Here is a 23,250-nt window from a genome sequence, read left to right as displayed (position 1 = left end):
AAAGAACCCCCGCCGGCTGTCTCCGGTGGGGGTTCGCCTCATGTGTCCAGCAGCACCGTGCCGTCCGGCAGGATAAACCGGTCTGTGGAGGGGGTGCTCAGATCTGCCGTCAGGGATGCCATGCGGTAGATGGTCTCCCCCTCCAACAGCCGCTCCGACGCTACCAGTAAGCCTGTCTCCACGCTGACCCAGTACCGTTGGGTGTAACCCTCCGGATCCTGGACCGTCTCCACGTAAATGCAGTTCACATCGGAGACGCTGCGGTAATCCGCGGCGGCGATATCCTCCACCGGCAGGTCCAGGATGGTCTCATAGGTGGGGATGGCCTGCTCGTCATCCGGGGTGATGTCCCCCGCAGGGGCGCTGTAAACGCTGCTCTCACTGCCATACCAGATATAAGTGATCTCCCCGTCGGTGATGGTGTGGCGAACCTGTCCGTCCGACAGGGAGCGATCTGTCCGTGTCCAGCGGCCGCTGACCGTGACGGTGGTCTCAAAGGAACCGCTGCCGCCGTCCCACAGCTGCTCCACCCGGATCACCCGGCTGTACTGCCGCGGGCGGGTCAGCGTCTCAATGGCGGTCTGCACCGTCTCCGGCGTCACCGCGATCACTGTCAGGGCGTCACCGCCGGAGGCATTGGTATCATCCTCTGTCTGTCCGGGGGAGCTCCCCTCCTCCGGCAGCGTGATATGGGAGGAGCGGCGCAGACTGTTGCTGAACATCAGGATCAGAACCATCACCACCAGGACAATAAAGCCCGCGGTGATCCGGTTCAGCTTCCGTTTCTCCATCTCCGCCCTCCTCTCTCAGGGTGCCGTCCGCGGCAGGTCAGACGCCGAATTCTGCCGGCCGATCCCGCCGCAGGCCGAACTTCCACTCGATGGCATCGGCAATCCGGCGGCAGGCATGGCCGTCACCGTAAGGATTCACCGCGTGGGCCATGGCGTCGTAGGCGCTCTTGTCCCGGATCAGCCGCTCCGCCATGGTGACGATGTCATCCTGTACCACGCCGCAGAGCTTCACGGTCCCGGCCTCTACCGCCTCCGGCCGCTCCGTCTCCCGGCGCATCACCAGCACCGGCTTGCCCAGGGCAGGGGCCTCCTCCTGGAGACCACCGGAGTCTGTCAGCACCAGATAAGACCGGGCCATAAGGTTATGCATCTCGTCCGCCGGCAGCGGGTCGATGAGATGGACCCGGGGCGCGCCCCGAAGATAGGTGTCCACTGCTTCCCGCACCACCGGGCTCAGGTGCACCGGGTACACCAGCTCCACGTCCCGGTTCTCCTCGGCGATCTGCCGCAGGGCCAGCATGATGTTCTTCATCGGCTCGCCATAATTCTCCCGCCGGTGGCAGGTAACAAGAACGATCTTCTTCTCCCCATAGGGCAGCTGATTCAGCTCCTCTGTGGAAAAGCGGTAGTCCGGCCGGACTGTGGTCTTCAAAGCGTCGATGACCGTGTTGCCGGTGACGAACAGCCCCTTGGTAATACCCTCCCGCTCCAGGTTGGCCCGGTTGTTGGCGGTGGGACAGAAATACAGGTCCGCAATGGCGGACACCAGCTTCCGGTTCATCTCCTCTGGAAAGGGAGAATACTTGTCATAGGTTCGCAATCCTGCCTCCACGTGCCCAACGGACACCTGATGGTAAAAGGCTGACAGGGCACCGGCAAAGGTGGTGGAGGTGTCCCCGTGAACCAGGATCATATCCGGCTTCAGGGCGTCGATGGCCTCGTCCATGCCGGTGAGGCACTTGCTGGTGATGGTGGACAGCGTCTGCCGGGGGGTCATGATGTCCAGATCCCAGTCCGGCTTCACCTGAAAGACCTCCAGCACGCTGTCCAGCATCTGCCGGTGCTGGGCGGTGACGCAGCAGAGGCTCTCGATCCCCTCCCGATTCGCCAGCTCCTGCACCAGGGGGCACATCTTGATGGCCTCCGGCCGGGTGCCGAAGACGCTCATGATCCGCAGCTTTTCCATTTACTTCTCCTCCGTCTTTCCATCATCCTCCGGCTTGTCCGCTGGATGATGGCCGTGGTGGCCGTGCTCCTTCAGCTCCTCCAACTCTTCGTGCAGCTCCTCCTTGACCTCCTTGGGGAACACCACCCGGGCGGCCACCACTGCCACGATGCACAGCACCAGGAACAGCAGCATGGCCCGGCCCTCCCCACTGGTAGTCAGCACCACGGCGCTCAAGCCCAGGATGGCAGAGATCACGTACAGAGTAGCCACCGCCTGCTTCTGGTTCAGGCCCATGTCGATGAGCCGGTGGTGGATGTGGCTCCGGTCGGCGTGCATGGGGCTCTGGCCGTGGGCGATGCGGCGGATGAAGGCAAAGGCGGTGTCAAAGATGGGCAGTCCCAGAATCAGGAATGGCACCGCAAAGGAGATGATGGCATAGAACTTGAACAGGCCCTGGATGGACATGGTGGCCAAAATGTAGCCCAGGAAGGTGGCGCCGGTGTCGCCCATAAACATCTTGGCGGGGTTCATGTTGTAGGGCATGAAGCCCACGCAGGCCCCCACCAGGGCCGCCATCACCACAGCCACCTGAAACTGCCCGCCAATGAGGGCGATCACCAGCACTGTGGTGGCGGAGATGGCGGAGACGCCGTTGGCCAGGCCGTCCAGGCCGTCGATCAGGTTCACCGCGTTGGTGATGGCAACAATCCAAAGCACCGTCAGGGGCACGGAGAGATTTCCCAGCACCCAATAGGGATTGTCCGAAAAGACGTTGGGGTTGGAAAACGCCTGGATCACCACGCCGTGGGTGGCGGGGATCAGGGCGGCCACGATCTGCACCACAAATTTCAGCAGCGCCGGCAGGGCCATGATGTCGTCCACCACGCCCAGCACCACGATGATAACGGCTCCCAGCAGGATGCTGCGCATCTCGGCCGTGATCTCCACAAACAGCAGGATGCTGACCATGAAGCCGATAAAGATGGCCAGTCCCCCCAGCCGGGGGATGGGAGTCTTGTGCATCCGGCGGGCGTCCTTGGGTACGTCGATGGCCCCCACCTTGTAAGCAAAAGTCTTGACGATGGGCGTCATCAGAAAGCTGACGACCAGCGCCACCAGCAGCGCCAGCAGCGTATAGGCGATCAGCCGGTTTTCGATCAACATGATGTCTCCTCCATCACCGGGGCAGGAAGCCCACCTTTTTATAGACCTTGTTCAGGGTCCGGTTGGCTACATAGGCCGCCTTCTCCGCACCGGCGCGGTAGACGCTCTCCAGATAGCTCTTGTCCGCCAGCAGGCGTTCCGTCTCCTCCCGGATGGGCCGCAGCAGCTCCACCACGGACTCACCCACCGCCTGCTTGAAGTCGCCGTAGCCATGGCCGGCGAACTCCTGCTCGATGGTCTCAAAGCTCTTGCCGGTGGCCACGGCGTAGATCTGCATCAGGTTGGACACACCGGGCTTGTCGGCCGGGTCAAAGCGGACGCAGGCCTCGGAGTCCGTCACGGCCTTCTTGAACTTGCGCAGGATGTCCTCCGGCTTTTCCAGCATGTAGACGCAGCCGTTGGGGTCCTTGTCGGATTTGCTCATCTTCTTTTCCGGGCTGGTGAGGCTCATGACCCTGGCGCCCACCTGTGGGATATAGGGATCCGGCAGCTTAAAGGTATCACCGTAGATCCCGTTGAACCGGGTGGCGATGTCCCGGCAGATCTCCACGTGCTGCTTCTGGTCGCCGCCCACCGGCACCAGGTCTGCCTGGTACAGCAGGATGTCGGCGGCCATCAGGGCCGGATAGGTGAAGAGGCCGGCGTTGATGTTGTCGGCGTTCTTGGCGGACTTGTCCTTGAACTGGGTCATGCGGCTGAGCTCGCCGAACATGGTGTAGCAGTCCAGTACCCAGCCCAGCTGGGCGTGGGCAGGCACGTGGGACTGGACGAACAGCACGTTTTTCTCCGGGTCCAGGCCGCTGGCAATGTAGGCCGCCACCTGGGTCAGGGTATGCCGCCGCAGCTCAGCGGGCACCTGCCGCACTGTGATGGTGTGCATGTCTGCCAGCATGTAGTAGCAGTCATATTCGTCAGCCAGAGCCGCCCAGTTCTTGATGGCCCCCAGATAGGAACCCAGGGTCAGGTCGCCGGAGGGCTGGATGCCGCTCAGGATTCGTTTTTTCTGTACTTCGTTTTCCATTTTGTATCCACCTCAAATACTCAAGCTGCCAGGCATCTCTGCCGGATGGCGGCCGGTTTTCCTTATATCGAGATAACTATTATATTATACCATACAACATTATTCTGTGCAATCTTTGATTGCGCTCCCAGACGTTGCGTGTTACAATACCCCCATAACCGCAGCTGCTCTGCAAAGAGGAGGGATGGGACGTGCTCCCCAAAATCGGAATCCTGTGCGCCGGAGATGACGAGCTCGCGCCGTTCCTGCCTCTTCTGGACAGGCGCTCCGTCCGCCGGCAGGCCATGCTCACGATCCACGAGGGATGGATCTCCAGCGTTCCTGCCGCCGCTCTGTACAGTGGTGTCTGCAAGGTCAATGCGGCCATCGCTGCCCAGGTCCTCATTGACAGCTGCCGGGTGGAAGCCATCATCAATGCGGGCACAGCAGGAGGCATCGACCCATCCATCTCCATCTTTGATACCGTCATCAGCACAGAGACCGCCTATCACGATGTAGCTGAGGATATTCTCACGGAGTTCCATCCCTGGATGGACTCCATCTGGTTCCCGGGGGACCCCTTCCTGCTCTCCTTGGCCACCCAGGCGGCCCAGGACTCCGGCCGCCCCGTCCGCTTCGGGCGGATGGTGACCGGAGAAGCCTTTCTCTCTGGCCCTGGGACAGAGGCCGTGCGGTCCGCATTTCACCCCCTTTGCGCGGATATGGAATCCGCGGCCGTTGCCCATGTCTGCCATGCAAACGGCATCCCATTCCTCTCCATTCGCACCATCACCGATTCGGCCGACCGATCCGCCGCCGCCTGCTTTGAGGAAAACTGCCGCCGGGCTTCTGAAATCGCAGCCCAGGTGACCCACGCCCTGTTGAAACGCCTGGCCGTCAGCGAGTCCTACCCGATTGAAAAAGGAGAACTGCCATGACGCATTTCTGTACCTGCCAAAACACCGCCTGCCGCTGCCATCCCTCCAACCATAGCCAGGGGTGCGATCTGTGCATTCAGAAAGAGCTGCGCAAAGGCGAGATCCCCAGCTGCTTTTTCAATCTGGTGATCCGACCCGGGGAGACAGTGGAGGATTGTACCATGGCGGCCTTCGCCCGACGGGTGCTGGAGCGGGAGGCGGAGATGGCCGCCTCTGATAAACAGTAGCTGACCCCGGACAGAAAAACGGAGGGAGCGCATCGCGCTCCCTCCGCCTTCTTTTCAAAAACAGGGTCCGGGGCAGGCTCAGGCCTTGTGGTCGCAGCCCAGCACGTCCACGATCTTGTGGGACACCAGCTCCTTGATGGCGGCGCGGGCGGGCTTCAGGTACTCGCGGGGATCGAACTTGTCGGGGTGCTCCGCCATGAACTTGCGGATGGTGCCGGTCATGGCCAGACGCAGGTCGGAGTCAATGTTGATCTTGCACACGGCGCTACGGGCAGCCTTGCGCAGCTGTTCCTCGGGAATGCCCACGGCATCAGGCATCTTACCGCCGAATTCGTTGACCATACGGACGAACTCCTGGGGCACGGAAGAGGAGCCATGAAGCACAATGGGGAATCCGGGCAGGCGCTTCACGACCTCGTCCAGGATATCAAAGCGCAGGGGAGGCGGAACCAGCTCGCCCTTCTCGTTGCGGGTGCACTGGGCGGCAGTGAACTTGTAAGCGCCGTGGCTGGTGCCGATGGCGATAGCCAGGGAGTCGCAGCCGGTCTTCTCCACGAACTCCTGGACCTCCTCGGGATGAGTGTAGTGGGACTCCTCGGCAGAGACCTTCACGTCATCCTCGATGCCGGCCAGAGCGCCCAGCTCGGCCTCCACAACCACGCCGTGGTCGTGGGCGTACTCAACCACCTTCTTGGTGATTTCAATGTTCTCAGCAAAGGGCTTGCTGGAGGCGTCGATCATGACGGAGGTAAAGCCGCCGTCGATGCAGCTCTTGCAGGTCTCAAAGTCAGGGCCGTGGTCCAGATGCAGGGCGATGGGGATGTTGGGGCACTCGATGACGGCCGCCTCCACCAGCTTCACCAGATAGGTGTGGTTGGCGTAGGCCCGGGCGCCCTTGGACACCTGGAGAATCAGGGGAGCCTCCAGATCCCGGGCGGCCTCGGTGATGCCCTGGACGATCTCCATATTGTTGACGTTGAACGCGCCGATGGCATAGCCGCCGTCGTAGGCTTTTTTGAACATTTCGGTCGTGGTAACCAGTGCCATAAGATCAACTCCTGTTCATTTATTTGTCCCGCTCTCCCACATCGGCCGACAGGTCCGATCCCGGTTGTCAAAAAACGCCGATTCAAAAGAACGAAAACGATTTTCCCTTATGATAATATCACAAGATTTTTAAAATGCAAGTATTTACAATTCTTTTTTTGAATGATATGATGAAAGAAAGCATCCCGAAACCAAATCTGAGGAGGATTTTTCCATGAGTGAACTGAAAGGCGCCTGCATTTTCGGCCAGTCCGGCGGCCCTACTTCCGTCATCAACGCTAGTGCCTACGGCGTCATCGCCACGGCATTGAAGAACCCCAGCATCACCCGCGTCCTGGGCGCGGAGCACGGCATCAAGGGCGTTTTGAACGACCGGCTGTTTGATATGGGCCAGGAGGACCCGGCAGAGCTGGAGCTGCTGAAATACACCCCCTCCTCTGCCCTGGGCTCCTGCCGGTACAAGATGGCGGACCCGGATGTGGATGACACCGACTACAAGCGGATTCTGGAGATCTTCAAGAAGTATGACGTCCGCTACTTCTTCTACAACGGCGGCAACGACTCTATGGACACCTGCAACAAGATCAGCAAGTACATGCAGAAGGTCGGCTATGAGTGCCGCGTGATGGGCGTGCCCAAGACCATCGACAACGACCTGTTTGGAACCGACCACTGCCCCGGCTTCGCCTCCGCCGCCAAGTATATTGCCACCAGCTGCATGGAGGTCTATCAGGATGCCCGAGTGTATGACACCGGCATGGTCTGCATCATCGAGATCATGGGCCGCCACGCCGGCTGGCTGGCTGGCGCCGCCGCCCTGGCCACCGCCTACGGCGCCGGCCCCGATCTGGTGTACCTGCCCGAGGTGGACTTCGACATGGATCAGTTCCTGGCCGACGTGGAGCGCATCTACAAGGAGAAGGGCAACTGCATGGTGGCCGTCTCCGAGGGCATCCACTACGCCGACGGCTCCTTCGTCTCCGAGGCCAAGACCTCTGCCACCGACGGCTTCGGCCACGCCCAGCTGGGCGGCCTGGCCTCCCTGCTGGCCCAGGTAGTCAAGGAGAAGACCGGCGCCAAGGTCCGGGGCATCGAGCTCTCCCTCCTCCAGCGGTGCGGTGCCCACCTGGCGTCCGAGACCGATATCGAGGAGGCCGTCATGAGCGGCATGGCCGCTGTGGAGAACGCCGTCAATGGTATCACCGACAAGATGGTGGGCTTCGAGCGCAGCTATGAGGACGGCCAGTACGTCTGCAAGACCAAGCTGCTGCCCCTGACCGATGTGGCCAACACCGAGAAGAAGGTGCCCATCGAGTGGATCAACGCTGCCCACAACGGCGTGGAGAAGCCCTTCATCGACTATGTGCTGCCCCTGATCCAGGGCGAGCCCAAGCTGCCCAAGGAGGACTCCCTGCCCCGCTTCGCCAAGCTGAAAAAGGTGCTGGTGAAGTAAGCGGCAGCGAAACCCCAGAACAGGAAAGAGATCACCCGCTTTGGGTGATCTCTTTTTCTTCAGCACCGTGTCTCTCGGTAGACAGAGTACAAGAAATGAAGCATTTCTCCGCTGTAATATCGGGTGAGAAACGTATCTTCCTTGCGCATGCCGATGCTCTCCGCCACCCTGATTGACGCAAGGTTATCCGATTTGATGATGGACGATACCCGGTCCCGCTTCAGTTGTTCAAACGCATATCGTTTACAGCCTTCAGCTGCCTCTCTTGCATACCCGCAGTGCCAGAACTCCTTCTTGAGCAGATATCCGATTTCAAGCACGTCTTTATTTCGATATGGCTGCATAGTAAGGCCTGCCTGCCCAACCATGACACCACTGGTTTTCGATATGACCGCCCACAGGCCAAATCCATAGTCCCGATATCGTCCGATCTGCCGGTCAAGCCATTGTTGGACATCCGAGTTGGAAAAATCATGTTCATAGGCATACATCACCTTCGGATTTTGCAGCATCTCCGCCAAATCAAGAAAATCATCCTGATTCATTTCTCTGAAAGCCAGACGTTCTGTCTCGAAAACCACAGGACTGCTTGCCCCCAATGTCATTGTTCTCACTTGTTCTTCTGATAGATCGCCCACAGCCCGTCCATCAGCAGGTACTTGTCGTAGACGATCTTGTTCCGGCAGTATTTCACGATCACCGGGGCATTGCCGCCGGTGGCCACCACGCTGAGTGTCCGTCCTGAGAACTGCTCCCGGATGCGGTCGATGACGCCGTCCAGCATCCCGGCGGTGCCGTAGACGATGCCGGAGCGCATACAGTCCTCCGTCGTCTTGCCAATCAACACCTTGGGGTGCTGGAGGGAGATGGCGGGCAGCTGGGCCGCCCGGCGGCTCAGGGCCTCCAGGGACACGTTGACCCCCGGCAGCAGCATCCCGCCCTCGTAATTCCGGCCCTCGGAGATGACGCCGATGGTGGTGGCGGTGCCCATGTCGATGGTGACGATAGGAGGCTCGAATTTCTCCAGCGCCGCCACCGCGTCGGCCACGATGTCCGCCCCTACCTGGGACTGGACCGCCAGCCGGATGTTCAGCCCCGTCCGCACACCGGGCCCCACCACCATGGGCGGCTTGCCCAGCAGCCGGGCCAGAGCCTTCTCCATCATGAAGTTCAGGGGGGGGACCACGCTGCACAGGATCGCCCCCGTCACATCCTCAAACCGGAAGTGATACAGGGCGAACAGGTTCATCAGGTCGATGCTGATCTGGTCTGCGGTCTTGCGGCTGTCCGTGTCCAGGGATGCCAGAAACCGCAGCTGCTTGTCCCTGTCAAACAGCCCCACAGAGGTGTTGGAGTTTCCTACATCAATGGCCAGCAGCATAAGCCTCTCTCCTTTTTTCTTCTGATCTTGATCGTGTTCTATGGTATCACGCCTTGCCGCCGGATGCAAGGCCGGGACAGAGGGAAAATTTTTCGATGAAACGTCCGAAAACGGGAAGAAATCTGCCGCCGGATCTGCTATACTTTTGTTGAACACACGCGAAAGGAGGAGGCGCCATGGATTTTCCCTATGGTGAAACGGAGATTGCCTATCTGCGTGCCAGAGACCTGAAACTGGGCGCGGCCATGGACCGGATCAGCCCCATCCATCGGGAGGTGGACCCGGACCTCTTCTCCTCCGTAATCCATCACATCATCGGCCAGCAGGTATCCATGGCTGCCCAGCGGACAGTGTGGCAGCGGCTCCAGGCAGCGGCCGGGACGCTTGTGCCGGAGACGGTCGCGGCCATGCCGGCCGAGGCGCTCCAGGCCCTGGGCATGACCCGCCGCCGGGCGCTGTACATCCTGGAATTTGCCCGGAAAGCGGCCTCCGGGGATTTTGATCTAGACGCCCTGGCGGAAATGGAGGACCGTGAGGTGCTGGCCCGCCTCACCTCCCTGCGGGGTGTGGGGCCTTGGACAGCGGAGATGCTGCTGATCTTCGGCCTCCGGCGGCCGGATGTGGTCAGCTGGGGCGACTTGGCCATCCTCCGGGGGATGCGGATGCTGTACCGAAAGCGGTCCATCGACCAGAGGACCTTCCAGCGCCTGCAGAAGCGGTACAGCCCCTACGGCACCACTGCCAGCCTGTACCTCTGGGCCATCGCCTGCGGCGCCCTGCCGGAGCTGACGGACCCTGGCGCCGGACGGAAACCGGACAAAAAACGGGGGCGGCACACATGACAGACCGGCAGCGCTGGCAGGCGGTCCTGGACAACGACCGCCGGTATGATGGCACATTTTTCTACGGCGTAGCCTCCACAGGCATCTTCTGCCGTCCCTCCTGCCCCTCCCGACCGCCGCGGCGGGACCGGGTGCGGTTCTTCCCCACGGCGGACGCTGCACTGGCGGCGGGGTTCCGCCCCTGCAAGCGCTGCCGCCCGGACCTGACCGATTTTTCCCCGGGCCAAGACGTTGCTGCGGAGGCCATGGCGCTGCTGCATCGCCACTTCCGGGATCAGGCGGACTTGTCAGCCGCGCTGAACGGCCTGGGACTCTCCCGCCGGAGGTTGGCCGATCTGTTCCATGCAGCCTACGGCACCACCCTCCACGGCTGCCTGGGAACGCTTCGGGTAACCGAAGCCTGCCGCCTGCTGCGGGAGACGGACCAGCCCGTTGCCCAAATAGCCGGGGAGGCCGGATTTGACAGTCTCTCCGCCTTTTACCGGGCCTTCCGGTCCGGCACAGGACAGTCCCCGCTGGCGTACCGCCGGAGCGCCCATTCCGCGCCGGACAAATCAAGCGGTCCCTGTTGAACGACTTACATTCGTTTGCAATCGCTCCATCACTCTGATCCTGATTTGAGGTGTAATTGTATGTGGATGATCTTTCATAAGCCCTCCCCGGTGGGAATGCTGACCCTCTCCTCGGACGGCACAGCCCTCACAGGGCTGTGGCTGGATGGGCAGAAATACTTTGGTGCTGGACTCCCAAATGCTGTAAAGGAAAATGACCTGCCGGTATTTGAGCAGGTCTCCGCCTGGCTGGACGCCTATTTTGCCAAGGCTCCCCTTCCGGCTCTGCCGCCTCTGGCCCCCCAGGGCAGCCCCTTCCGCCAGGCGGTGTGGCGCCTGCTGCTGGAGATCCCCTACGGCACGGTCACCACATACGGCGCCCTGGCCCGGACGCTCCGGGGCCAGGGGATTTCTGCCGCGGCCCAGGCAGTGGGCGGCGCCGTGGGCCACAACCCCATCTCCATTCTGATCCCCTGTCACCGGGTTGTGGGCAGCGACGGAAGTCTGACAGGCTACGCCGGAGGCGTGGCCAACAAGCAGTTCTTGCTGGAGCTGGAGGGCGTGGACATGACCGGGCTGTATGTCCCCACTCGTGGCACGGCGCTGTGAGACGCAGGTGGTCTCCATGGCGCACACACGAAAAAAGATGTTTTACGCGCCGAAGGCGTTCAACGGCTATGGGCCGCCGGAGCCTCCGATTCCGGCAGCTCAGGATCGGCCCGGGCGCTATCCCTGTCCCTGCTGTGGGCAGATCACCCTCCCGGTCCCGCCGGAGGAGGCGGTGGCTTACATCTGCCCGGTATGCTGGTGGGAGAACGACGTGTTCATTTCCTCCGACAACGAGCCCAGCGACGAAAATCATGGGCTGACCCTGTCCCAGGGGCGGGAAAATGTCCGGCGGTTCGGCACCTGCGATCCCCGGATGAAGCGGTGAGGGCATCGGAGGAAATTTCTTCTTCAGGGATGCCTTTGGGACATCTGAACAGGAATCCCCCAATCCTTGCGCTGTTCGGCGTCTTTTGGTTCCCTTTGTGGTGGTCGGTCTCACGTATACCGGGCGAGTCGGCCTTTTCCCAGCTCCCTCCGGGACAGGCTGGAATAGTAAGAAAGGGCGCCGGATTCCTCCGGCGCCCTTTCTATGATGTCTGCGTCACAGAATGATGCAGATGAGTCCCCCGCTGCCCTCATTAATGATGCGGGTCAGGGTCTCCTGGAGCTTCCGCCGGGCGTCCTCCGGCATCCGCTTGAGCTTTGCCTGCAGATCCTCGTTCACCAGCTCGTGGAAGCTGCGTCCGAAGATGTTGGACTGCCAGATCTTGCTGGTATCCCCTTCAAACTCCTGCAGCAGGTAGTTCACCATGTCCTCGGACTGCTTCTCGTTGCCCACGATGGGGCTGACGGCAGTCTCGATGTCCGCCCGGATCATGTGGATGCTGGGGGCGCTGGCCTTCAGCCGCACGCCGTACCGGCCGCCCTGCTTCATGATCTCCGGCTCCTCCAGCTTCAGCTCGTCGATGCCGGGGACCACGATGCCGTAGCCCGTCTCTCGGACGTCGTGGAGGGCGCCGGCTACCTTGTCGTACTCCGCCTTCACCGCCGCCAGCTTCGTCAGCAGGCTCATCAGATCCCCATCATCCCCCACCTCAAAGCCGGACTGCTCCGACAGGGTCTTGTAGAACAGCTCCCGGGGCAAGGCCAGCCGTGCGGCGGCCACGCCGGTGCCCAGGTCGATGGCTGAGATTCTGGCCTCACTGATGTGCTCGCTCTCCCCCAGGGCGGCGATGACGCCCTCCACCTCCCGGATGTGGCGGAGCTGGGCGGTGTTCTGACGGATGGCGTCATACAGGCCCGCTTTGATAGGATGGTCCGCCGGCAAGGCATCCACCCAGGGGGGCAGGAACAGGTCCAGCTCCTGCATGGGGAACTCGTAGAGCACCGCCTTCAGGATGGCGGCCACGGCGTCCTCGTCCAGCTCCAGGCAGTTGACGGCCATGCAGTTCACCTCATACCGGGAGGAGATGTCCTTGGCGATGGCTTGGGCCCGGTCGCCCCGGGGGTCTGCGGAGTTCAGCAGGACGATGAAGGGCTTCCCCAGCTCCTGCAGCTCCCGGATCACCCGCTCCTCCGCTTCCAGGTAGTCCTCCCGGGGGATGTCGGAGATGGTGCCGTCGGTAGTGATGACGATGCCGATGGTGGAGTGCTCGGCGATCACCTTCCGGGTGCCGATCTCCGCCGCCTCGGTCATGGGGATCTCATGGTCGTACCAGGGGGTGGTGACCATCCGGGGGGTGTCGTCCTCCATCTGGCCGATGGCGCCCTTCACCATGTATCCCACACAGTCGATCAGCCGCACGGAAAAGCTCGCCCCGTCCGGCAGCTGGATCTGGGCAGCCTCCTCCGGGACGAACTTGGGCTCGGCGGTCATGATGGTCCGGCCAGAGCCGCTCTGAGGCAGCTCATCCCGGGCCCGCTCCTTGCGGTAGACGTTGTCGATGTTGGGGATCACCTGGGTCTCCATGAACCGCTTGATGAAGGTGGACTTCCCGGTGCGCACGGGGCCCACCACGCCGATGTAGATATCCCCAGCGGTGCGGGTGGCGATATTCTGATAGATACTGGTATTCATAGCATCCCGTCCTTTTTCCGCTCCATAGTCTTGTTCCACTCTATGTCCGGCTGCTGCGAAGTATGACAGCCCGTCTTGTTTTGGAGAAGATGCACAAATTCAGGAGCCGGCCTTCTCCGTTCTTGGCTGATTTTGCGGCTTTACACGGATAATTTAGTGTGGTAAACTGCTAATGTAATGAAACGGACGGTATCTCCGTCCAGAGATTTGGAGGATTGACGATGAAAAACATGAAGAAGCTGTGGGCAGCGCTGCTGGCCCTGGCCATGACCTTCTCTCTGGCCGCCTGCGGCGGAACCTCTGACGAGGACGCCGCCACTGATGACCAGCCCACAGGGGAAGAAGTCTCCGGTGACACCGCTCCCGAGAGCGACGTGGCCTATATCCAGGATAAGGGCACCCTGGTGGTGGGCATTACCTACTTTGCCCCCATGGACTACAAGGAAGAGGGCAGCGATGAGTGGATCGGCTTTGACGCCGACCTGGCCAAGCTGTTTGCCGAGAGCCTGGGCGTCTCCGTGGAGTTCCAGGAGATCACCTGGGACTACAAGGTGGAAGAGCTGGACTCCCGGGCCATCGACTGCGTGTGGAATGGTATGACTCTCACCGACGACGTTCTGGCTGCTATGGGTACGTCCAACCCATACTGCACCAACTACCAGACTCTGGTCTATCCTGCCGACCGGGCCGCTGAGTTCGAGGGCCTGACCTCTCTGGAGGGCCTGAACATCGCTGTGGAGTCCGGCTCCGCCGGTGAGGATGCCGCCGTGGCCTTGGGTGCCACCACCGTGCCGGTCCAGGCCCAGTCCAACGCCCTGATGGAGGTTGCCGCCGGCACGTCCGACGCCGCCGTCATCGACGTGCTGATGGCCGCTGAGATGACCGGCGAGGGCACCAGCTACGCCGATCTGATCTACAGCCTGAACCTGAATGAGGCCCAGGACCTGCCCTCCGAGGAATATGGCGTGGGCTTCCGGCAGGGGTCCGACTTGGTGGACGCCTTCAACACCTTCCTGGCGGAGAAGACGGCTGACGGCACCGTGCTGGAGGTGGCTACCACCTACGGCCTGCAGGACGCCGTGATCCTGGAGTGAGCTTCTTCCCCTGCGGATCTTCCAAAAGCAGAGTGCGCAGTGCGCGCTCTGCTTTTCGGCGGCTTTCCCCCTCTACCACACTGACCTTGAGAGGACGATACCATGATTGAATTTTTTACCTCCAGCACATTCCGGACCGTGCTGTCGGCCCTGAACAGCGGATTTCTCAAGACCCTTCAGCTGTTTTTCATCACCCTGATCGGGGCACTGCCCCTGGGCTTGGTTATCAGCTTCGGTTCCATGAGCCGCTTTCCTCCCCTGCGGTGGCTGACCCGCCTGGTGGTCTGGGTCATCCGGGGCACGCCTCTGGTGCTGCAAATCATTGCACTGTTCTATGTGCCCGGCATCCAGAAGTGGTTCAACTGGCCCAGCGGTGAGTCCGGGCGGATGATGGCCGTGTGTGTGGCCTTCATCATTAATTACGCCTGCTACTTCTCCGAGATCTACCGGGGCGGCATCCAGGGAGTGCCGAAGGGCCAGCAGGAGGCAGGCCAGGTCTTGGGCATGACCAAAGCCCAGATCTTCCGCCACATCACCCTGCTGCAGATGATCAAGCGAATCGTCCCCCCCATCTCCAACGAGATCATCACGTTGGTGAAGGACACCTCCCTGGCCCGGGTCATCGCATTGCAGGAGGTCATCTGGATGGGCGAGTCCTTTATGAAGGGCAACTCCGGCATTGCGGGCCTGGTGTGGCCCCTGTTCTTCACCGCTGTCTACTATCTGATCTTCAGCGGCATCGTCACGGTGTTGCTGGGCAAGCTTGAAAAAAAGCTGGACTTCTTTCAGTAAGGAGGGAACCGATTTATGGCAATTCTGGAAGTACATCACATTGAAAAGCATTTCGGCGCCACCCGGGTGCTGGAGGACATCAGCTTTGATCTGGAGCAGGGCCAGGCCCTGGCCATCATCGGCTCCTCCGGCTCCGGCAAAACCACCCTGCTGCGGTGCCTGAATTTCCTGGAGAAGCCGGAGCAGGGTACCATCTCTGTGGCGGGTAATCTGATTTTTGACGCCGCTGATCCCGCCACCCAGCGGGAGAGCGAGGTGCGGAAGAAGCGGCTCCACTTCGGGCTGGTGTTTCAGTCCTTCAATCTGTTCCCCCAATACACGGCGCTGAAGAACGTCACCCTGGCCCGGGAGCTGCTGGCCCAGGAGCAGCCGGACTTCAAGCAGAACAAAAAGCAAATCCTGGAGGAGATCCAAGCGGACGGCCGGGAGCTGCTGGCGAAGATGGGCCTCAGTGAGCGGGCAAATCACTACCCCAGCCAGCTCTCCGGCGGACAGCAGCAGCGGGTGGCCATCGCCCGGGCCCTGGCCTTGCACCCGGACATCCTCTGCTTTGACGAGCCCACCTCCGCCCTGGACCCGGAACTCACCGGCGAGGTGCTTCGGGTCATTCGGGAGCTGGCGGAACAGCGGACCACCATGATTATCGTCACCCATGAGATGGCCTTTGCCCGGGATGTGGCAGACCAGGTGATCTTCATGGACGGCGGCGTCATCGTGGAGCAGGGTGACGCCCACCAAGTCATTGAGCACCCCAGGGAGGAACGGACCCGTCAGTTCCTCGCCCGATATTCCGAGGGATAAAACGGAACAGAAAAAGAGCGGAGCTGATGCTCCGCTCTTTTGTTATCTTGTGCCGTCTTGTTAAGACGGGGCAACGGGAAACTCCGTCAATCAGGCAGGTTTGGATCTCCGGCGGCCCAGCAATCGCCCGATGAGAAGGCCCAGGGCAGAGATGGCCGCCCCGATGAAAAACAGGTCCCACTGAGGCAGGTTGATCTTGTCAAAGGCCAACATATTGGCGAGCCGGAAGGTGAGAAAGTCCGCCAGCATATACAAAAGTCCCAGGGCCAGAGGCAGCAGCCACATGCGCCCATCCCTGCGGACCAGTTCCCCAATCCGCAGGGAGATCACAAAGGCGGCGATGGGCAGGAGCAGCCAGTGGAATAAAAGGGCGTACCCCATGGCGTCCGTGGGGTCCATCAACAAGAACACCACCAGGGCAAAAACCCAGAGTCCCAGGTAAACCGCTACCAGCCGCCTCGGGGACCGCCAGCTCCTCCCCTTGGCTCCCCGAACACGCACCGCAAAGTCCGGCATAGGCACCTCCACTTCCCAGAGGGCAGACGAAACAGACCGAATACCCGTTTTTTCCAGTCTACCATGGGCTGCCGGACCCGTCAAGGGTGACTCAGGTCCGCTTCCGGGGGATCAGCAGCAGCTGGTCCCGGGAGATATCTCCTTCCGTCTCCAGTTGATTGGCTGCCAGGATCACGCCGATGGTGGTGTTGTACCGTTTCGCCAGATCCCAGGCGGTCTCCTGCTTCCCCAGGCAACGCAGCACCAGGGACGGCGCGCCGGTGGTCTCCTTAGGCGCGTCTGTATTGATCTTTCCTGCGGACACGCACACCCGTTTCACACGCTGGGCCGCCTCCGCCCGGAAGTCCACCGGGAACCGGACCTCGATGCCCCGGTCCGTCAGGCTGCCCTGGACCTCTTCCGGGCAGACGGCCCGGGCAGCGACCCGGCAGTCCTCCGGCAGCTCCAGCTGGCAGCTGACGTCGATGCTCCGCTCCGCCACCAGAGGCACGCCCCCCTCGTCCAGATACAGTGCCCGGACAGACGCCCCGGTCCGCAGGACCACGCCCGCCCCCTCCCGACTGACGGAAACAGCTCCGCAGGTGACGGAGAGGGCCAGGATGGAATCCGCCACCACACCGATCTCCAGCACCTCCCGCACCGTCTGACGGCGGGTGAACTGTTCCCGAAAGCTGGTGAGTTCTAGAGGCGCGGCGTCATAAGTCAGATCATAGGCAGTGGAGTAGAGGTCACTGAGGAGCGTCAGTTCCTGGGTCTGGCGCAGCAGAGCTGTGGCGTGGAGGTATAGCGTCACCGCGATCTCCCGGCCCTCGGCGTCGGCGCCGTCGACCTGCAGATCCGCGCCGGTGAACTGGAGGCGCACCGATGGCTCTGCGCCCTCCGGGGCGCCTTCCACCTCCAGGATCTGAGAGAACGGCAGCTCTCCGGACGCGGCGCAGCAGCGGCCGTCCGCCGTCCGGTACAGGAGGCTGACGGTGAAGATACCCTTGAACAGCAGCTTGCTGCCCACGATCTTCGTCTCCGTCACAGTGCTGTTCACCCGGCTGGTGAGGATCTCCGCCGCTCCCTCTCTGCCCGGGGACAGGTCCATCTGTTCGGAGAAGGTGAAGTCCTTCTCCGCAATGTGGGTCAGCACGATGGCGTGCTGCTGCTCCTGCTTTTTTTCGATGCACAGTTCCGGCCCCGCCTCTGCATCCGTGCAGAAGCATAAGGGACTGCGCTGATAGCCCGTCAGCCGCGTCACCAGCTTGCAGTGGGTGAAGACCTTGCGGGGGTTCAGCATCCGGGTCTCCAGAAGCTCCGGCTCCGTGTCCGCCAGCAGCGCCGCGCAGTCCGGCAGACTGCGTCCGTCGGTCTCCACCGTGAAGGGCATGGCAAATTCCAGGGTCCGGATGCCCCCCTCCCCCTCCGGCGTGTACAGCACCGTCACCCGGACGGTGCCGGAGATCTCTGCCCTGCCGTCCCGCATCTCCCGGCTGTGGAGGAACACCTTGCCCGTGGTCTCGATGATCCGCGCAATGTCCGGACAGTAGTCCGGCACGATGGTCTCCGCTGTCTCCTCCTGAGTCAATGTCAGCTCTCCCGCCGCCTCATAGGCGTCGAAGCAGGCCTTTTTCAATTCCAGTTCCATGGTTCGCCCTTCCTTTCCGGCCGTTGGTCCTCCGATGGACGGCGCAGCCGTTTCCCGCCGCCTGGAAAACGGTACGGGGCGGGAGGGGCCGCCAGCGGCCGCTCTCCCGCCCCTGTGCGCCGCCATGTTGTCCACGGAGTCTCGCTCTGCTGACACTGTATGCCCGGCCGGGACTGCTTATTCCGAAATCTTGAACAGCTTCCGCAGAATGCCGCTGAGGGCTTTGGGGGACTTCCACACTACAATTCGCATGATATTTGCTCCTTTCTAACGCCTGCAGCAGGCGCAGCCGCACGCAATCAGCAGGACCGCCACCAAAAACATCAGCGCCCCTACCGGAAAGATCGCCGCAATCAGGATCCCGGCCCCCAGCGCCACCGCACAGACGCCCAGTATCCAGCATCCGCCGCCTCTCCGAAACATACGCCCCACGCCCCTTTCTCACTCCCATTATATACGCCGCTGCCTGTCCTGGTACAAAAGGCAGGGCACACAAAAAGAGGCGGGCATCTGCCCGCCTCTTCCGCGCGATTCACTTCTTCCGCTCCTGCCAGTCCTGGAGGGGCTTCAGCTCCTCATACAGGCGCACATAGCTGGCGTGGCGGCTCCGTTGGATCTTGCCAGCGCGCACCGCCTCCAGCACGGCGCAGCCCTTCTCCTTGGTGTGGCTGCACCCCACGAAGCGGCACTGGTCCAGATAAGGCCGGAACTCCACAAAGGTCTCCGGCAGGCGGTGCTTCAGCTCCAGATTCAGCTCATCGGTCTCAAAGGAGGAGAAGCCCGGGGAGTCCACAACGTCCGCCCCGCAGCTCAGGTGGAACAGCTCCACGTGCCGGGTGGTGTGGCGTCCCCGGCCCAGCGCCTGGCTCACATCCCCCACCTGGAGCTGAAACGCCGGATCCAGGGCATTCAGGATGCTGGACTTTCCCACACCGGAATTCCCTGTAAAGGCAGACAGCTTCCCGGCGATCAGGGGCTTCAATTCCTCGATCCCCTCCCCGGTCTCCGCGCTGACCCGCAGAGTTGGAAATCCGGCGGCTGCGTAAATGGCGTACAGCGCATCGGCACAGTCCAGATCGCATTTGTTCAGCAGCACCATCACGCTGCATCCTTTCAGTGCTGCGATGGCCGCCACCCGGTCAATGAGGAACGGGTCTGTTTTGGGGATGGCACCGGAGGCGATGACCACCAGCTGGTCGATGTTGGCCACCGCCGGCCGGGAAAATGCGTTCTTCCGGGGCAGGATGGCCTCCACAAAGCCCTCGCCGTTCCCCAGCTCCCGGACCTCCACCCGGTCCCCCACCAGAGGGGAGATGCCCTCCTTCCGAAACTTGCCCCGGGCCCGGCAGGTGAGCACCTCGCTGCCGGTGTCCACATAGTAGAAGCCGCTGAGGGCCTTTCGGATCCGTCCCTCACTCACCGAAGGTCACCTCACGGGTATTGTTCACATCCATCACGCCGTCCACGTACACCTCCACGGAGACCGTTCCGGTGCCGTACAGCTCATAGACATAGTTGCCATCTCGGCAGGGGACCGACTCGTTGACCTTGATCACTCCGTCCACCACGATCTGAACTTCTGCTGTCTCCCGGTCTGTGGGCAGGGCGATAATCAGCGGTTCCATTTGCAGGTCTTCATTGCCGCCGCTCTCCGGGCCGGTGCTGACCCACAGCTCCACTGTGCTGCCGGCAGGCACCTGCGTGGTAGCCGTCGGGTTCTGACGGATAACCAGACCCGCTTCCACAGTGTCGTTGGCCTCCTCATGGACCTCGACCTCCAGGCCCAGCACGTTCTTCAGCTGGTCCTCCGCCCAGGCACGTTCCCTATTCGTGAAATCGATCAGCGGCACGGTCTGGGGTCCCCGGCTGAGGACAAAGGTGATGGTGTCCCCCTTGTGGAGTTCTTCATTCGCCGCCGGGGTGGTGGACTTGATGACGTCAACGGCCAGCTCGTCATCGTACTCCTTCTGGGTCTCCTCATAGGGCTGGACGTTCAGTTCATATTCCGCCACCAGATCCTGCAGGATGGTCATGGCCTGGTCATAGGTCATGGGCTTGGTGGTCAGGTCCGGCATGGTGCCCACGTCCTCACCGGCGCTGACCCAGACGTTGATGGTGATGGGCAGCTCACCCTTCTTCTCCGTGTCCGGCTCCGGGTCCTGGCGGACGATTTCACCCACGGCGGCGTCGCTGGCCTCGGTGCCCGCCACCACCACCTGGAAGGTGCCGTCCGCCACACTGGCCTGCTCGTTGGCCTGCTCCTCCGTCATGCCCACCAGCTTGGGTACGGTGTAGGTGTCCGGCGCCGCCGGGACAAAGGAGGCGAAGATGGCCCGGAACAGGAAGAACAGGACCACCACGACCACTACGGCACCGCCGCCGATCAACGCGATCTTCTTGCCGCCGCTGAGGCGGGAGGGCTGTTCGTCCTCGTAGCGATCCTCCTCCCACCGGCGTCCCCGCTCATAGGAGGGCTCCCGGCCCTGCCGGTGGAGCTGGGGCGGCACAGCGGAGCGGAGCTTCTGAGTGGGCTCGTCGGTCTCCTCCGGCCGCAGGTCGGACAGCTCGAAGTCCAGATTCACGCCGGGGTTCTTCCGAAAGGCCTCCAGATCTGCGATCATCGCGTCTGCGGAGGGGTAGCGCTTCTCCAGATCCGGTGCCATGGCCTTCATGCAGATCAGCTCCAGCTGCTCGGGGATGTCCGGATTCACCTCCCGGGGAGCCAGGGGCACGGAGCTCAGGTGCTGGATGGCCACGGATACGGCGCTGTCCCCCTCAAAGGGCAGGCGGCCGGTGAGCATCTCATACAGCACCACGCCGGCGGAATAGATGTCGCTGCGGGCGTCGGTGCGGTCCCCGCGGGCCTGCTCCGGAGAGATGTAGTGGACGGAGCCCAGAGCCTCCTGGGTCAGGGTCTGGGCGGCGTTCTCCAGGCAGGCGATGCCGAAGTCGGCTACCTTCACGCTGCCGTCCCGCAGCACCATCACGTTCTGGGGCTTGATATCCCGGTGGACGATGCCCCGGCTGTGGGCGTGGCTGAGGCCCCGCATGATCTGTGTAATGAAGTGCAGCGACTCCCGCCAGTTCAGCTGCCCCCGCTTCTCCATGTACTGCTTCAGCGTGATGCCGTCGATCAGCTCCATGACGATATACTCGATATCGCCGCCCTTGGACACGTCGTACACCGATACGATGTTGGGGTGAGACAGTTGGGCGACTGCCTGGGATTCTGCGTTGAACCGGCGGCGGAAGTCCTCGTCCTGGGCCAGGTCGCTCTTGAGAATCTTGACGGCCACCAGGCGGTTCAGCCGGTGGCACTTGGCCTTGTACACAATCGCCATGCCCCCGGTGCCGATACGCTCCAGAATCTCATAGCGGTTGTCCAGCATTTTTCCAATATACGGGTCCTTGTGTTCCATGTGTCTCCCCCCTTTACTGTTTTTGCATCAGGACGGCCGTGACATTGTCCGGCGCGCCCTGGCGCTTGGCGATGGCGAGCAGCCGGTCCAGGCAGGTGTCCGGCCCGTCCCCGTGGATGACCTCGAAGAGCATCTCCTGATCGGTGACGGTGTTCACCAGTCCGTCGGAACACAGTAGCAGGTACTCCCCGGCGTTCATCGGGCATATGTACCCGTCACAGTCGGCGGAGATGTCCGGTCCCAGGGCCCGGGTGATGAGATTGCGGCTGGGGTGGCGGCGGGCCTCCTCAGCGGTGATGTCTCCCCGGTCTACCATGCTTTCCACCAGGGAGTGGTCCTTGGTGATGCGGGTGATGCCGTCCTCCGTGATGTGATAAGCCCGGCTGTCCCCCACGTTGGTGACCACCACGCCGCCGTCATAGGAGATGGCGGACACCAGGGTAGTGCCCATGTTCCGGCATTCCTCCCGGCGCTCTGCCTCCGCCTGAATGGCCTGATTGGCCAGGGCTGCCGCCTGGGCGGATGCCTCCAGCAGCTGCTGAGGGGTCTGATCCGCCGTCAGGAGCTTCTCCAGCTCCTCCAGATAGACGGAGACGGCGATCTGGCTGGCCACACGGCCCCCGGCGGGGCCGCCCATGCCGTCGCACACCACGCCCACCGTGCGGCCGGAGGCCGTGTGCTGCGCCGTGACGTAGGCGTCCTGGTTCTCCTTCCGGACAAGGCCGATGTCGGTCATGCCCCAGACGTTCATTTGGTTCATTGGGAACACTCCCCTTTCTGCGCTTCTTCCATGGCCTTCCGGCGGAGCTGTCCGCAGGAGGCGTCGATATCTCCACCCAGGCTCCGCCGCACGGTGGCGGTGATGCCGTGGGATTCCAGCCGTTTTTGAAAGGCCCCGATCCGGCGGGAGGGCTTGTAGGGGCTCTCCACCACGTCGTTCAGGGGAATCAGGTTCACGTGGCCCGGCATCCCCCGGAGCTTCCTGGCGATCAGGTCCGCCTGCCAGTCGTGGTCGTTGACCCCGTCGATCATGGCGTACTCAAAGGAGATGCGGCGGCCGGTCTTGTCGAAGTAGTCGTGGCAGGCCCGGAACAGCTCCTCCACGTCATAGGCCCGGTTGATGGGCATGATCTTGGATCGGGTCTCGCTGTCCGGCGCATGGAGGGACACAGAGAGAGTCAGCTGAAGTTCAAGCTCCGCCAGCCGCCGGATGCCCGGCACGATGCCGCAGGTGGAGAGGGAGATATGCCGCATCCCGATGTTCATCCCGTCGGGGTGGTTCACCAGCTCCAGGAATTTCAGCACCGTGTCCAGGTTGTCCAGCGGCTCGCCGATACCCATCAGCACGATGTTGGAGACGGGCAGGCCGGAGTCTTTTTGGGTGAACAGCACCTGGTCCAGCATCTCCGCCGGGGTCAGGTCCCGGACCTTGCCGGCGATGGTGGAGGCACAGAAGGCGCACCCCATCCGGCACCCCACCTGGGAGGAGATGCACACGGTGTTGCCGTGGTGGTACTGCATGAGCACTGTCTCGATGCAGTTGCCGTCGGACAGCTCCCAGAGGTATTTGATGGTCCCGTCCAACCGGGACACCTGCTTGCGGGCCACCTGGGGGGAGGTGATGAAACAGGTCTCCTTCAGCTTTTCCCGCAGGGACTTGGAGAGATTGGTCATCCCATCGAAGTCCGTCACCCCCCGGTGGAGCCAGGTGAACACCTGCCTGCCCCGGAAGGCCGGCTCCCCCAGGGACTGGAGGAAGGCCGTCATCTCCGGCAGGGTCAGTGATTTCAAATCGGTCATGGATCGTTCC

25 protein-coding genes are annotated in these 23,250 nt (G+C 62.1%); 10 read left to right on the top strand and 15 right to left on the bottom strand.

The window, feature by feature from the left end; all coding sequences use genetic code 11:
* Window positions 1-38 precede the first annotated feature (38 nt).
* Genes OCV80_RS07240 through trpS form a run of 4 tightly spaced genes read right to left on the bottom strand, consistent with a single transcriptional unit; the run spans window position 39 to window position 4,144 of the window.
* Complete coding sequence (locus tag OCV80_RS07240; protein ID WP_119311011.1) at window positions 39-791, bottom strand: hypothetical protein; 753 nt, start codon at window positions 789-791, stop codon at window positions 39-41.
* Between the two features lie 37 nt (window positions 792-828).
* On the bottom strand, window positions 829-1,977 hold the full coding sequence (gene wecB, locus OCV80_RS07235) for a non-hydrolyzing UDP-N-acetylglucosamine 2-epimerase (RefSeq protein ID WP_025544616.1): 1,149 nt from the start codon (window positions 1,975-1,977) through the stop codon (window positions 829-831).
* A complete protein-coding gene (locus OCV80_RS07230; protein ID WP_021749931.1) occupies window positions 1,978-3,123 on the bottom strand; it encodes an MraY family glycosyltransferase in 1,146 nt (381 codons plus the stop codon).
* Between the two features lie 13 nt (window positions 3,124-3,136).
* Window positions 3,137-4,144 carry a tryptophan--tRNA ligase gene (gene trpS, locus OCV80_RS07225; protein WP_021749930.1) on the bottom strand — a complete coding sequence of 336 codons (1,008 nt, stop codon included), beginning with the start codon at window positions 4,142-4,144 and terminating at the stop codon, window positions 3,137-3,139.
* Window positions 4,145-4,335: 191 nt separating this feature from the next.
* Between trpS and mtnN the strand changes: the two genes are divergently transcribed.
* Window positions 4,336-5,061, top strand: a complete 726-nt coding sequence (gene mtnN / locus OCV80_RS07220; protein ID WP_119311012.1) for a 5'-methylthioadenosine/S-adenosylhomocysteine nucleosidase — start codon at window positions 4,336-4,338, stop codon at window positions 5,059-5,061.
* Entirely contained in the window at window positions 5,058-5,288 is a 231-nt protein-coding gene (locus OCV80_RS07215) for a DUF6485 family protein (protein ID WP_021749928.1), read from the top strand. Before mtnN ends, OCV80_RS07215 begins: the two co-directional genes overlap by 4 nt.
* 78 nt (window positions 5,289-5,366) lie before the next feature.
* Here OCV80_RS07215 and fba read toward each other — a convergent pair whose 3' ends face one another.
* On the bottom strand, window positions 5,367-6,335 hold the full coding sequence (gene fba, locus OCV80_RS07210) for a class II fructose-1,6-bisphosphate aldolase (RefSeq protein ID WP_021749927.1): 969 nt from the start codon (window positions 6,333-6,335) through the stop codon (window positions 5,367-5,369).
* A 214-nt stretch (window positions 6,336-6,549) separates the two neighbouring features.
* Here fba and OCV80_RS07205 point away from each other — a divergent pair, with 214 nt between their 5' ends.
* Window positions 6,550-7,788 carry a 6-phosphofructokinase gene (locus OCV80_RS07205; RefSeq protein WP_136890639.1) on the top strand — a complete coding sequence of 413 codons (1,239 nt, stop codon included), beginning with the start codon at window positions 6,550-6,552 and terminating at the stop codon, window positions 7,786-7,788.
* Window positions 7,789-7,847: 59 nt separating this feature from the next.
* Here the strand turns inward: OCV80_RS07205 and OCV80_RS07200 are convergent, their stop codons facing one another.
* Window positions 7,848-8,393, bottom strand: a complete 546-nt coding sequence (locus OCV80_RS07200) for a GNAT family N-acetyltransferase (RefSeq protein WP_267288360.1) — start codon at window positions 8,391-8,393, stop codon at window positions 7,848-7,850.
* 5 nt (window positions 8,394-8,398) lie between these two features.
* Window positions 8,399-9,169 (bottom strand): type III pantothenate kinase, encoded by a 771-nt coding sequence (locus OCV80_RS07195; RefSeq protein ID WP_025545668.1) that lies wholly within the window; start codon window positions 9,167-9,169, stop codon window positions 8,399-8,401.
* A gap of 176 nt (window positions 9,170-9,345) precedes the next feature.
* Here OCV80_RS07195 and OCV80_RS07190 point away from each other — a divergent pair, with 176 nt between their 5' ends.
* The 4 genes from OCV80_RS07190 to OCV80_RS07175 are packed head-to-tail and all read left to right on the top strand — an operon-like array spanning window position 9,346 to window position 11,496.
* Window positions 9,346-10,011, top strand: a complete 666-nt coding sequence (locus tag OCV80_RS07190) for a DNA-3-methyladenine glycosylase family protein (protein WP_136890640.1) — start codon at window positions 9,346-9,348, stop codon at window positions 10,009-10,011.
* Window positions 10,008-10,583 (top strand): bifunctional transcriptional activator/DNA repair enzyme AdaA, encoded by a 576-nt coding sequence (locus tag OCV80_RS07185; protein ID WP_021749920.1) that lies wholly within the window; start codon window positions 10,008-10,010, stop codon window positions 10,581-10,583. The genes OCV80_RS07190 and OCV80_RS07185 overlap by 4 nt, the downstream gene beginning before the upstream one ends.
* Window positions 10,584-10,643: 60 nt before the next feature.
* A complete protein-coding gene (locus OCV80_RS07180) occupies window positions 10,644-11,171 on the top strand; it encodes a methylated-DNA--[protein]-cysteine S-methyltransferase (protein WP_021749919.1) in 528 nt (175 codons plus the stop codon).
* A gap of 16 nt (window positions 11,172-11,187) precedes the next feature.
* The gene (locus OCV80_RS07175) at window positions 11,188-11,496 is read left to right on the top strand and encodes a CPCC family cysteine-rich protein (RefSeq protein WP_021749918.1); all 309 of its coding nucleotides are present in this window, start codon (window positions 11,188-11,190) and stop codon (window positions 11,494-11,496) included.
* Window positions 11,497-11,712: 216 nt separating this feature from the next.
* Here the strand turns inward: OCV80_RS07175 and spoIVA are convergent, their stop codons facing one another.
* Window positions 11,713-13,188 (bottom strand): stage IV sporulation protein A, encoded by a 1,476-nt coding sequence (gene spoIVA / locus OCV80_RS07170; RefSeq protein WP_021749916.1) that lies wholly within the window; start codon window positions 13,186-13,188, stop codon window positions 11,713-11,715.
* A gap of 221 nt (window positions 13,189-13,409) precedes the next feature.
* On the opposite strand from spoIVA, the gene OCV80_RS07165 reads away from it, so the two are divergent.
* From OCV80_RS07165 to OCV80_RS07155, 3 genes are all read left to right on the top strand, one after another.
* The gene (locus tag OCV80_RS07165) at window positions 13,410-14,282 is read left to right on the top strand and encodes a transporter substrate-binding domain-containing protein (protein WP_119311017.1); all 873 of its coding nucleotides are present in this window, start codon (window positions 13,410-13,412) and stop codon (window positions 14,280-14,282) included.
* A gap of 102 nt (window positions 14,283-14,384) precedes the next feature.
* Complete coding sequence (locus OCV80_RS07160) at window positions 14,385-15,074, top strand: amino acid ABC transporter permease (RefSeq protein ID WP_021749914.1); 690 nt, start codon at window positions 14,385-14,387, stop codon at window positions 15,072-15,074.
* A gap of 15 nt (window positions 15,075-15,089) precedes the next feature.
* On the top strand, window positions 15,090-15,875 hold the full coding sequence (locus tag OCV80_RS07155; RefSeq protein WP_021749913.1) for an amino acid ABC transporter ATP-binding protein: 786 nt from the start codon (window positions 15,090-15,092) through the stop codon (window positions 15,873-15,875).
* 90 nt (window positions 15,876-15,965) lie between these two features.
* On the opposite strand, the gene OCV80_RS07150 is transcribed toward OCV80_RS07155, so the two are convergent.
* The 7 genes from OCV80_RS07150 to rlmN form a co-directional block, all read right to left on the bottom strand.
* Window positions 15,966-16,391, bottom strand: coding sequence for a hypothetical protein (locus OCV80_RS07150; protein ID WP_021749912.1), 426 nt, complete (start codon window positions 16,389-16,391; stop codon window positions 15,966-15,968).
* Window positions 16,392-16,482: 91 nt separating this feature from the next.
* The gene (locus tag OCV80_RS07145) at window positions 16,483-18,021 is read right to left on the bottom strand and encodes a DUF3794 and LysM peptidoglycan-binding domain-containing protein (protein ID WP_021749911.1); all 1,539 of its coding nucleotides are present in this window, start codon (window positions 18,019-18,021) and stop codon (window positions 16,483-16,485) included.
* A gap of 177 nt (window positions 18,022-18,198) precedes the next feature.
* Window positions 18,199-18,273, bottom strand: coding sequence for a stage V sporulation protein SpoVM (spoVM, locus tag OCV80_RS16550; protein ID WP_119311903.1), 75 nt, complete (start codon window positions 18,271-18,273; stop codon window positions 18,199-18,201).
* A 280-nt stretch (window positions 18,274-18,553) separates the two neighbouring features.
* A complete protein-coding gene (gene rsgA, locus OCV80_RS07140; RefSeq protein ID WP_136890642.1) occupies window positions 18,554-19,441 on the bottom strand; it encodes a ribosome small subunit-dependent GTPase A in 888 nt (295 codons plus the stop codon).
* On the bottom strand, window positions 19,434-21,440 hold the full coding sequence (gene pknB / locus OCV80_RS07135) for a Stk1 family PASTA domain-containing Ser/Thr kinase (RefSeq protein WP_136890643.1): 2,007 nt from the start codon (window positions 21,438-21,440) through the stop codon (window positions 19,434-19,436). Before pknB ends, rsgA begins: the two co-directional genes overlap by 8 nt.
* Window positions 21,441-21,453: 13 nt before the next feature.
* On the bottom strand, window positions 21,454-22,200 hold the full coding sequence (locus OCV80_RS07130) for a Stp1/IreP family PP2C-type Ser/Thr phosphatase (protein ID WP_021749906.1): 747 nt from the start codon (window positions 22,198-22,200) through the stop codon (window positions 21,454-21,456).
* On the bottom strand, window positions 22,197-23,240 hold the full coding sequence (rlmN, locus tag OCV80_RS07125) for a 23S rRNA (adenine(2503)-C(2))-methyltransferase RlmN (RefSeq protein ID WP_267288318.1): 1,044 nt from the start codon (window positions 23,238-23,240) through the stop codon (window positions 22,197-22,199). The genes OCV80_RS07130 and rlmN overlap by 4 nt, the downstream gene beginning before the upstream one ends.
* Window positions 23,241-23,250: the final 10 nt, after the last annotated feature.

Origin of the sequence: Oscillibacter acetigenes, assembly GCF_025567605.1 — a bacterium.
Classification (GTDB): domain Bacteria; phylum Bacillota; class Clostridia; order Oscillospirales; family Oscillospiraceae; genus Oscillibacter; species Oscillibacter welbionis.
This window is presented reverse-complemented; position numbering and strand designations above follow the sequence as displayed.

Excerpts from the sequence above, each read along its gene's own strand:
- pknB (WP_136890643.1), bottom strand. The coding sequence starts at position 21,440 with ATGGAACACAAGGACCCGTATATTGGAAAAATGCTGGACAACCGCTAT.
- OCV80_RS07160 (WP_021749914.1), top strand. The coding sequence starts at position 14,385 with ATGATTGAATTTTTTACCTCCAGCACATTCCGGACCGTGCTGTCGGCC.
- OCV80_RS07150 (WP_021749912.1), bottom strand. The coding sequence starts at position 16,391 with ATGCCGGACTTTGCGGTGCGTGTTCGGGGAGCCAAGGGGAGGAGCTGG.
- OCV80_RS07230 (WP_021749931.1), bottom strand. The coding sequence starts at position 3,123 with ATGTTGATCGAAAACCGGCTGATCGCCTATACGCTGCTGGCGCTGCTG.
- OCV80_RS07155 (WP_021749913.1), top strand. The coding sequence starts at position 15,090 with ATGGCAATTCTGGAAGTACATCACATTGAAAAGCATTTCGGCGCCACC.
- OCV80_RS07240 (WP_119311011.1), bottom strand. The coding sequence starts at position 791 with ATGGAGAAACGGAAGCTGAACCGGATCACCGCGGGCTTTATTGTCCTG.
- rlmN (WP_267288318.1), bottom strand. The coding sequence starts at position 23,240 with ATGACCGATTTGAAATCACTGACCCTGCCGGAGATGACGGCCTTCCTC.
- OCV80_RS07190 (WP_136890640.1), top strand. The coding sequence starts at position 9,346 with ATGGATTTTCCCTATGGTGAAACGGAGATTGCCTATCTGCGTGCCAGA.
- OCV80_RS07130 (WP_021749906.1), bottom strand. The coding sequence starts at position 22,200 with ATGAACCAAATGAACGTCTGGGGCATGACCGACATCGGCCTTGTCCGG.
- trpS (WP_021749930.1), bottom strand. The coding sequence starts at position 4,144 with ATGGAAAACGAAGTACAGAAAAAACGAATCCTGAGCGGCATCCAGCCC.
- OCV80_RS07180 (WP_021749919.1), top strand. The coding sequence starts at position 10,644 with ATGTGGATGATCTTTCATAAGCCCTCCCCGGTGGGAATGCTGACCCTC.
- OCV80_RS07175 (WP_021749918.1), top strand. The coding sequence starts at position 11,188 with ATGGCGCACACACGAAAAAAGATGTTTTACGCGCCGAAGGCGTTCAAC.
- OCV80_RS07195 (WP_025545668.1), bottom strand. The coding sequence starts at position 9,169 with ATGCTGCTGGCCATTGATGTAGGAAACTCCAACACCTCTGTGGGGCTG.
- OCV80_RS07200 (WP_267288360.1), bottom strand. The coding sequence starts at position 8,393 with ATGACATTGGGGGCAAGCAGTCCTGTGGTTTTCGAGACAGAACGTCTG.
- OCV80_RS07215 (WP_021749928.1), top strand. The coding sequence starts at position 5,058 with ATGACGCATTTCTGTACCTGCCAAAACACCGCCTGCCGCTGCCATCCC.
- OCV80_RS07145 (WP_021749911.1), bottom strand. The coding sequence starts at position 18,021 with ATGGAACTGGAATTGAAAAAGGCCTGCTTCGACGCCTATGAGGCGGCG.
- wecB (WP_025544616.1), bottom strand. The coding sequence starts at position 1,977 with ATGGAAAAGCTGCGGATCATGAGCGTCTTCGGCACCCGGCCGGAGGCC.
- spoIVA (WP_021749916.1), bottom strand. The coding sequence starts at position 13,188 with ATGAATACCAGTATCTATCAGAATATCGCCACCCGCACCGCTGGGGAT.
- OCV80_RS07205 (WP_136890639.1), top strand. The coding sequence starts at position 6,550 with ATGAGTGAACTGAAAGGCGCCTGCATTTTCGGCCAGTCCGGCGGCCCT.
- fba (WP_021749927.1), bottom strand. The coding sequence starts at position 6,335 with ATGGCACTGGTTACCACGACCGAAATGTTCAAAAAAGCCTACGACGGC.
- OCV80_RS07165 (WP_119311017.1), top strand. The coding sequence starts at position 13,410 with ATGAAAAACATGAAGAAGCTGTGGGCAGCGCTGCTGGCCCTGGCCATG.
- OCV80_RS07185 (WP_021749920.1), top strand. The coding sequence starts at position 10,008 with ATGACAGACCGGCAGCGCTGGCAGGCGGTCCTGGACAACGACCGCCGG.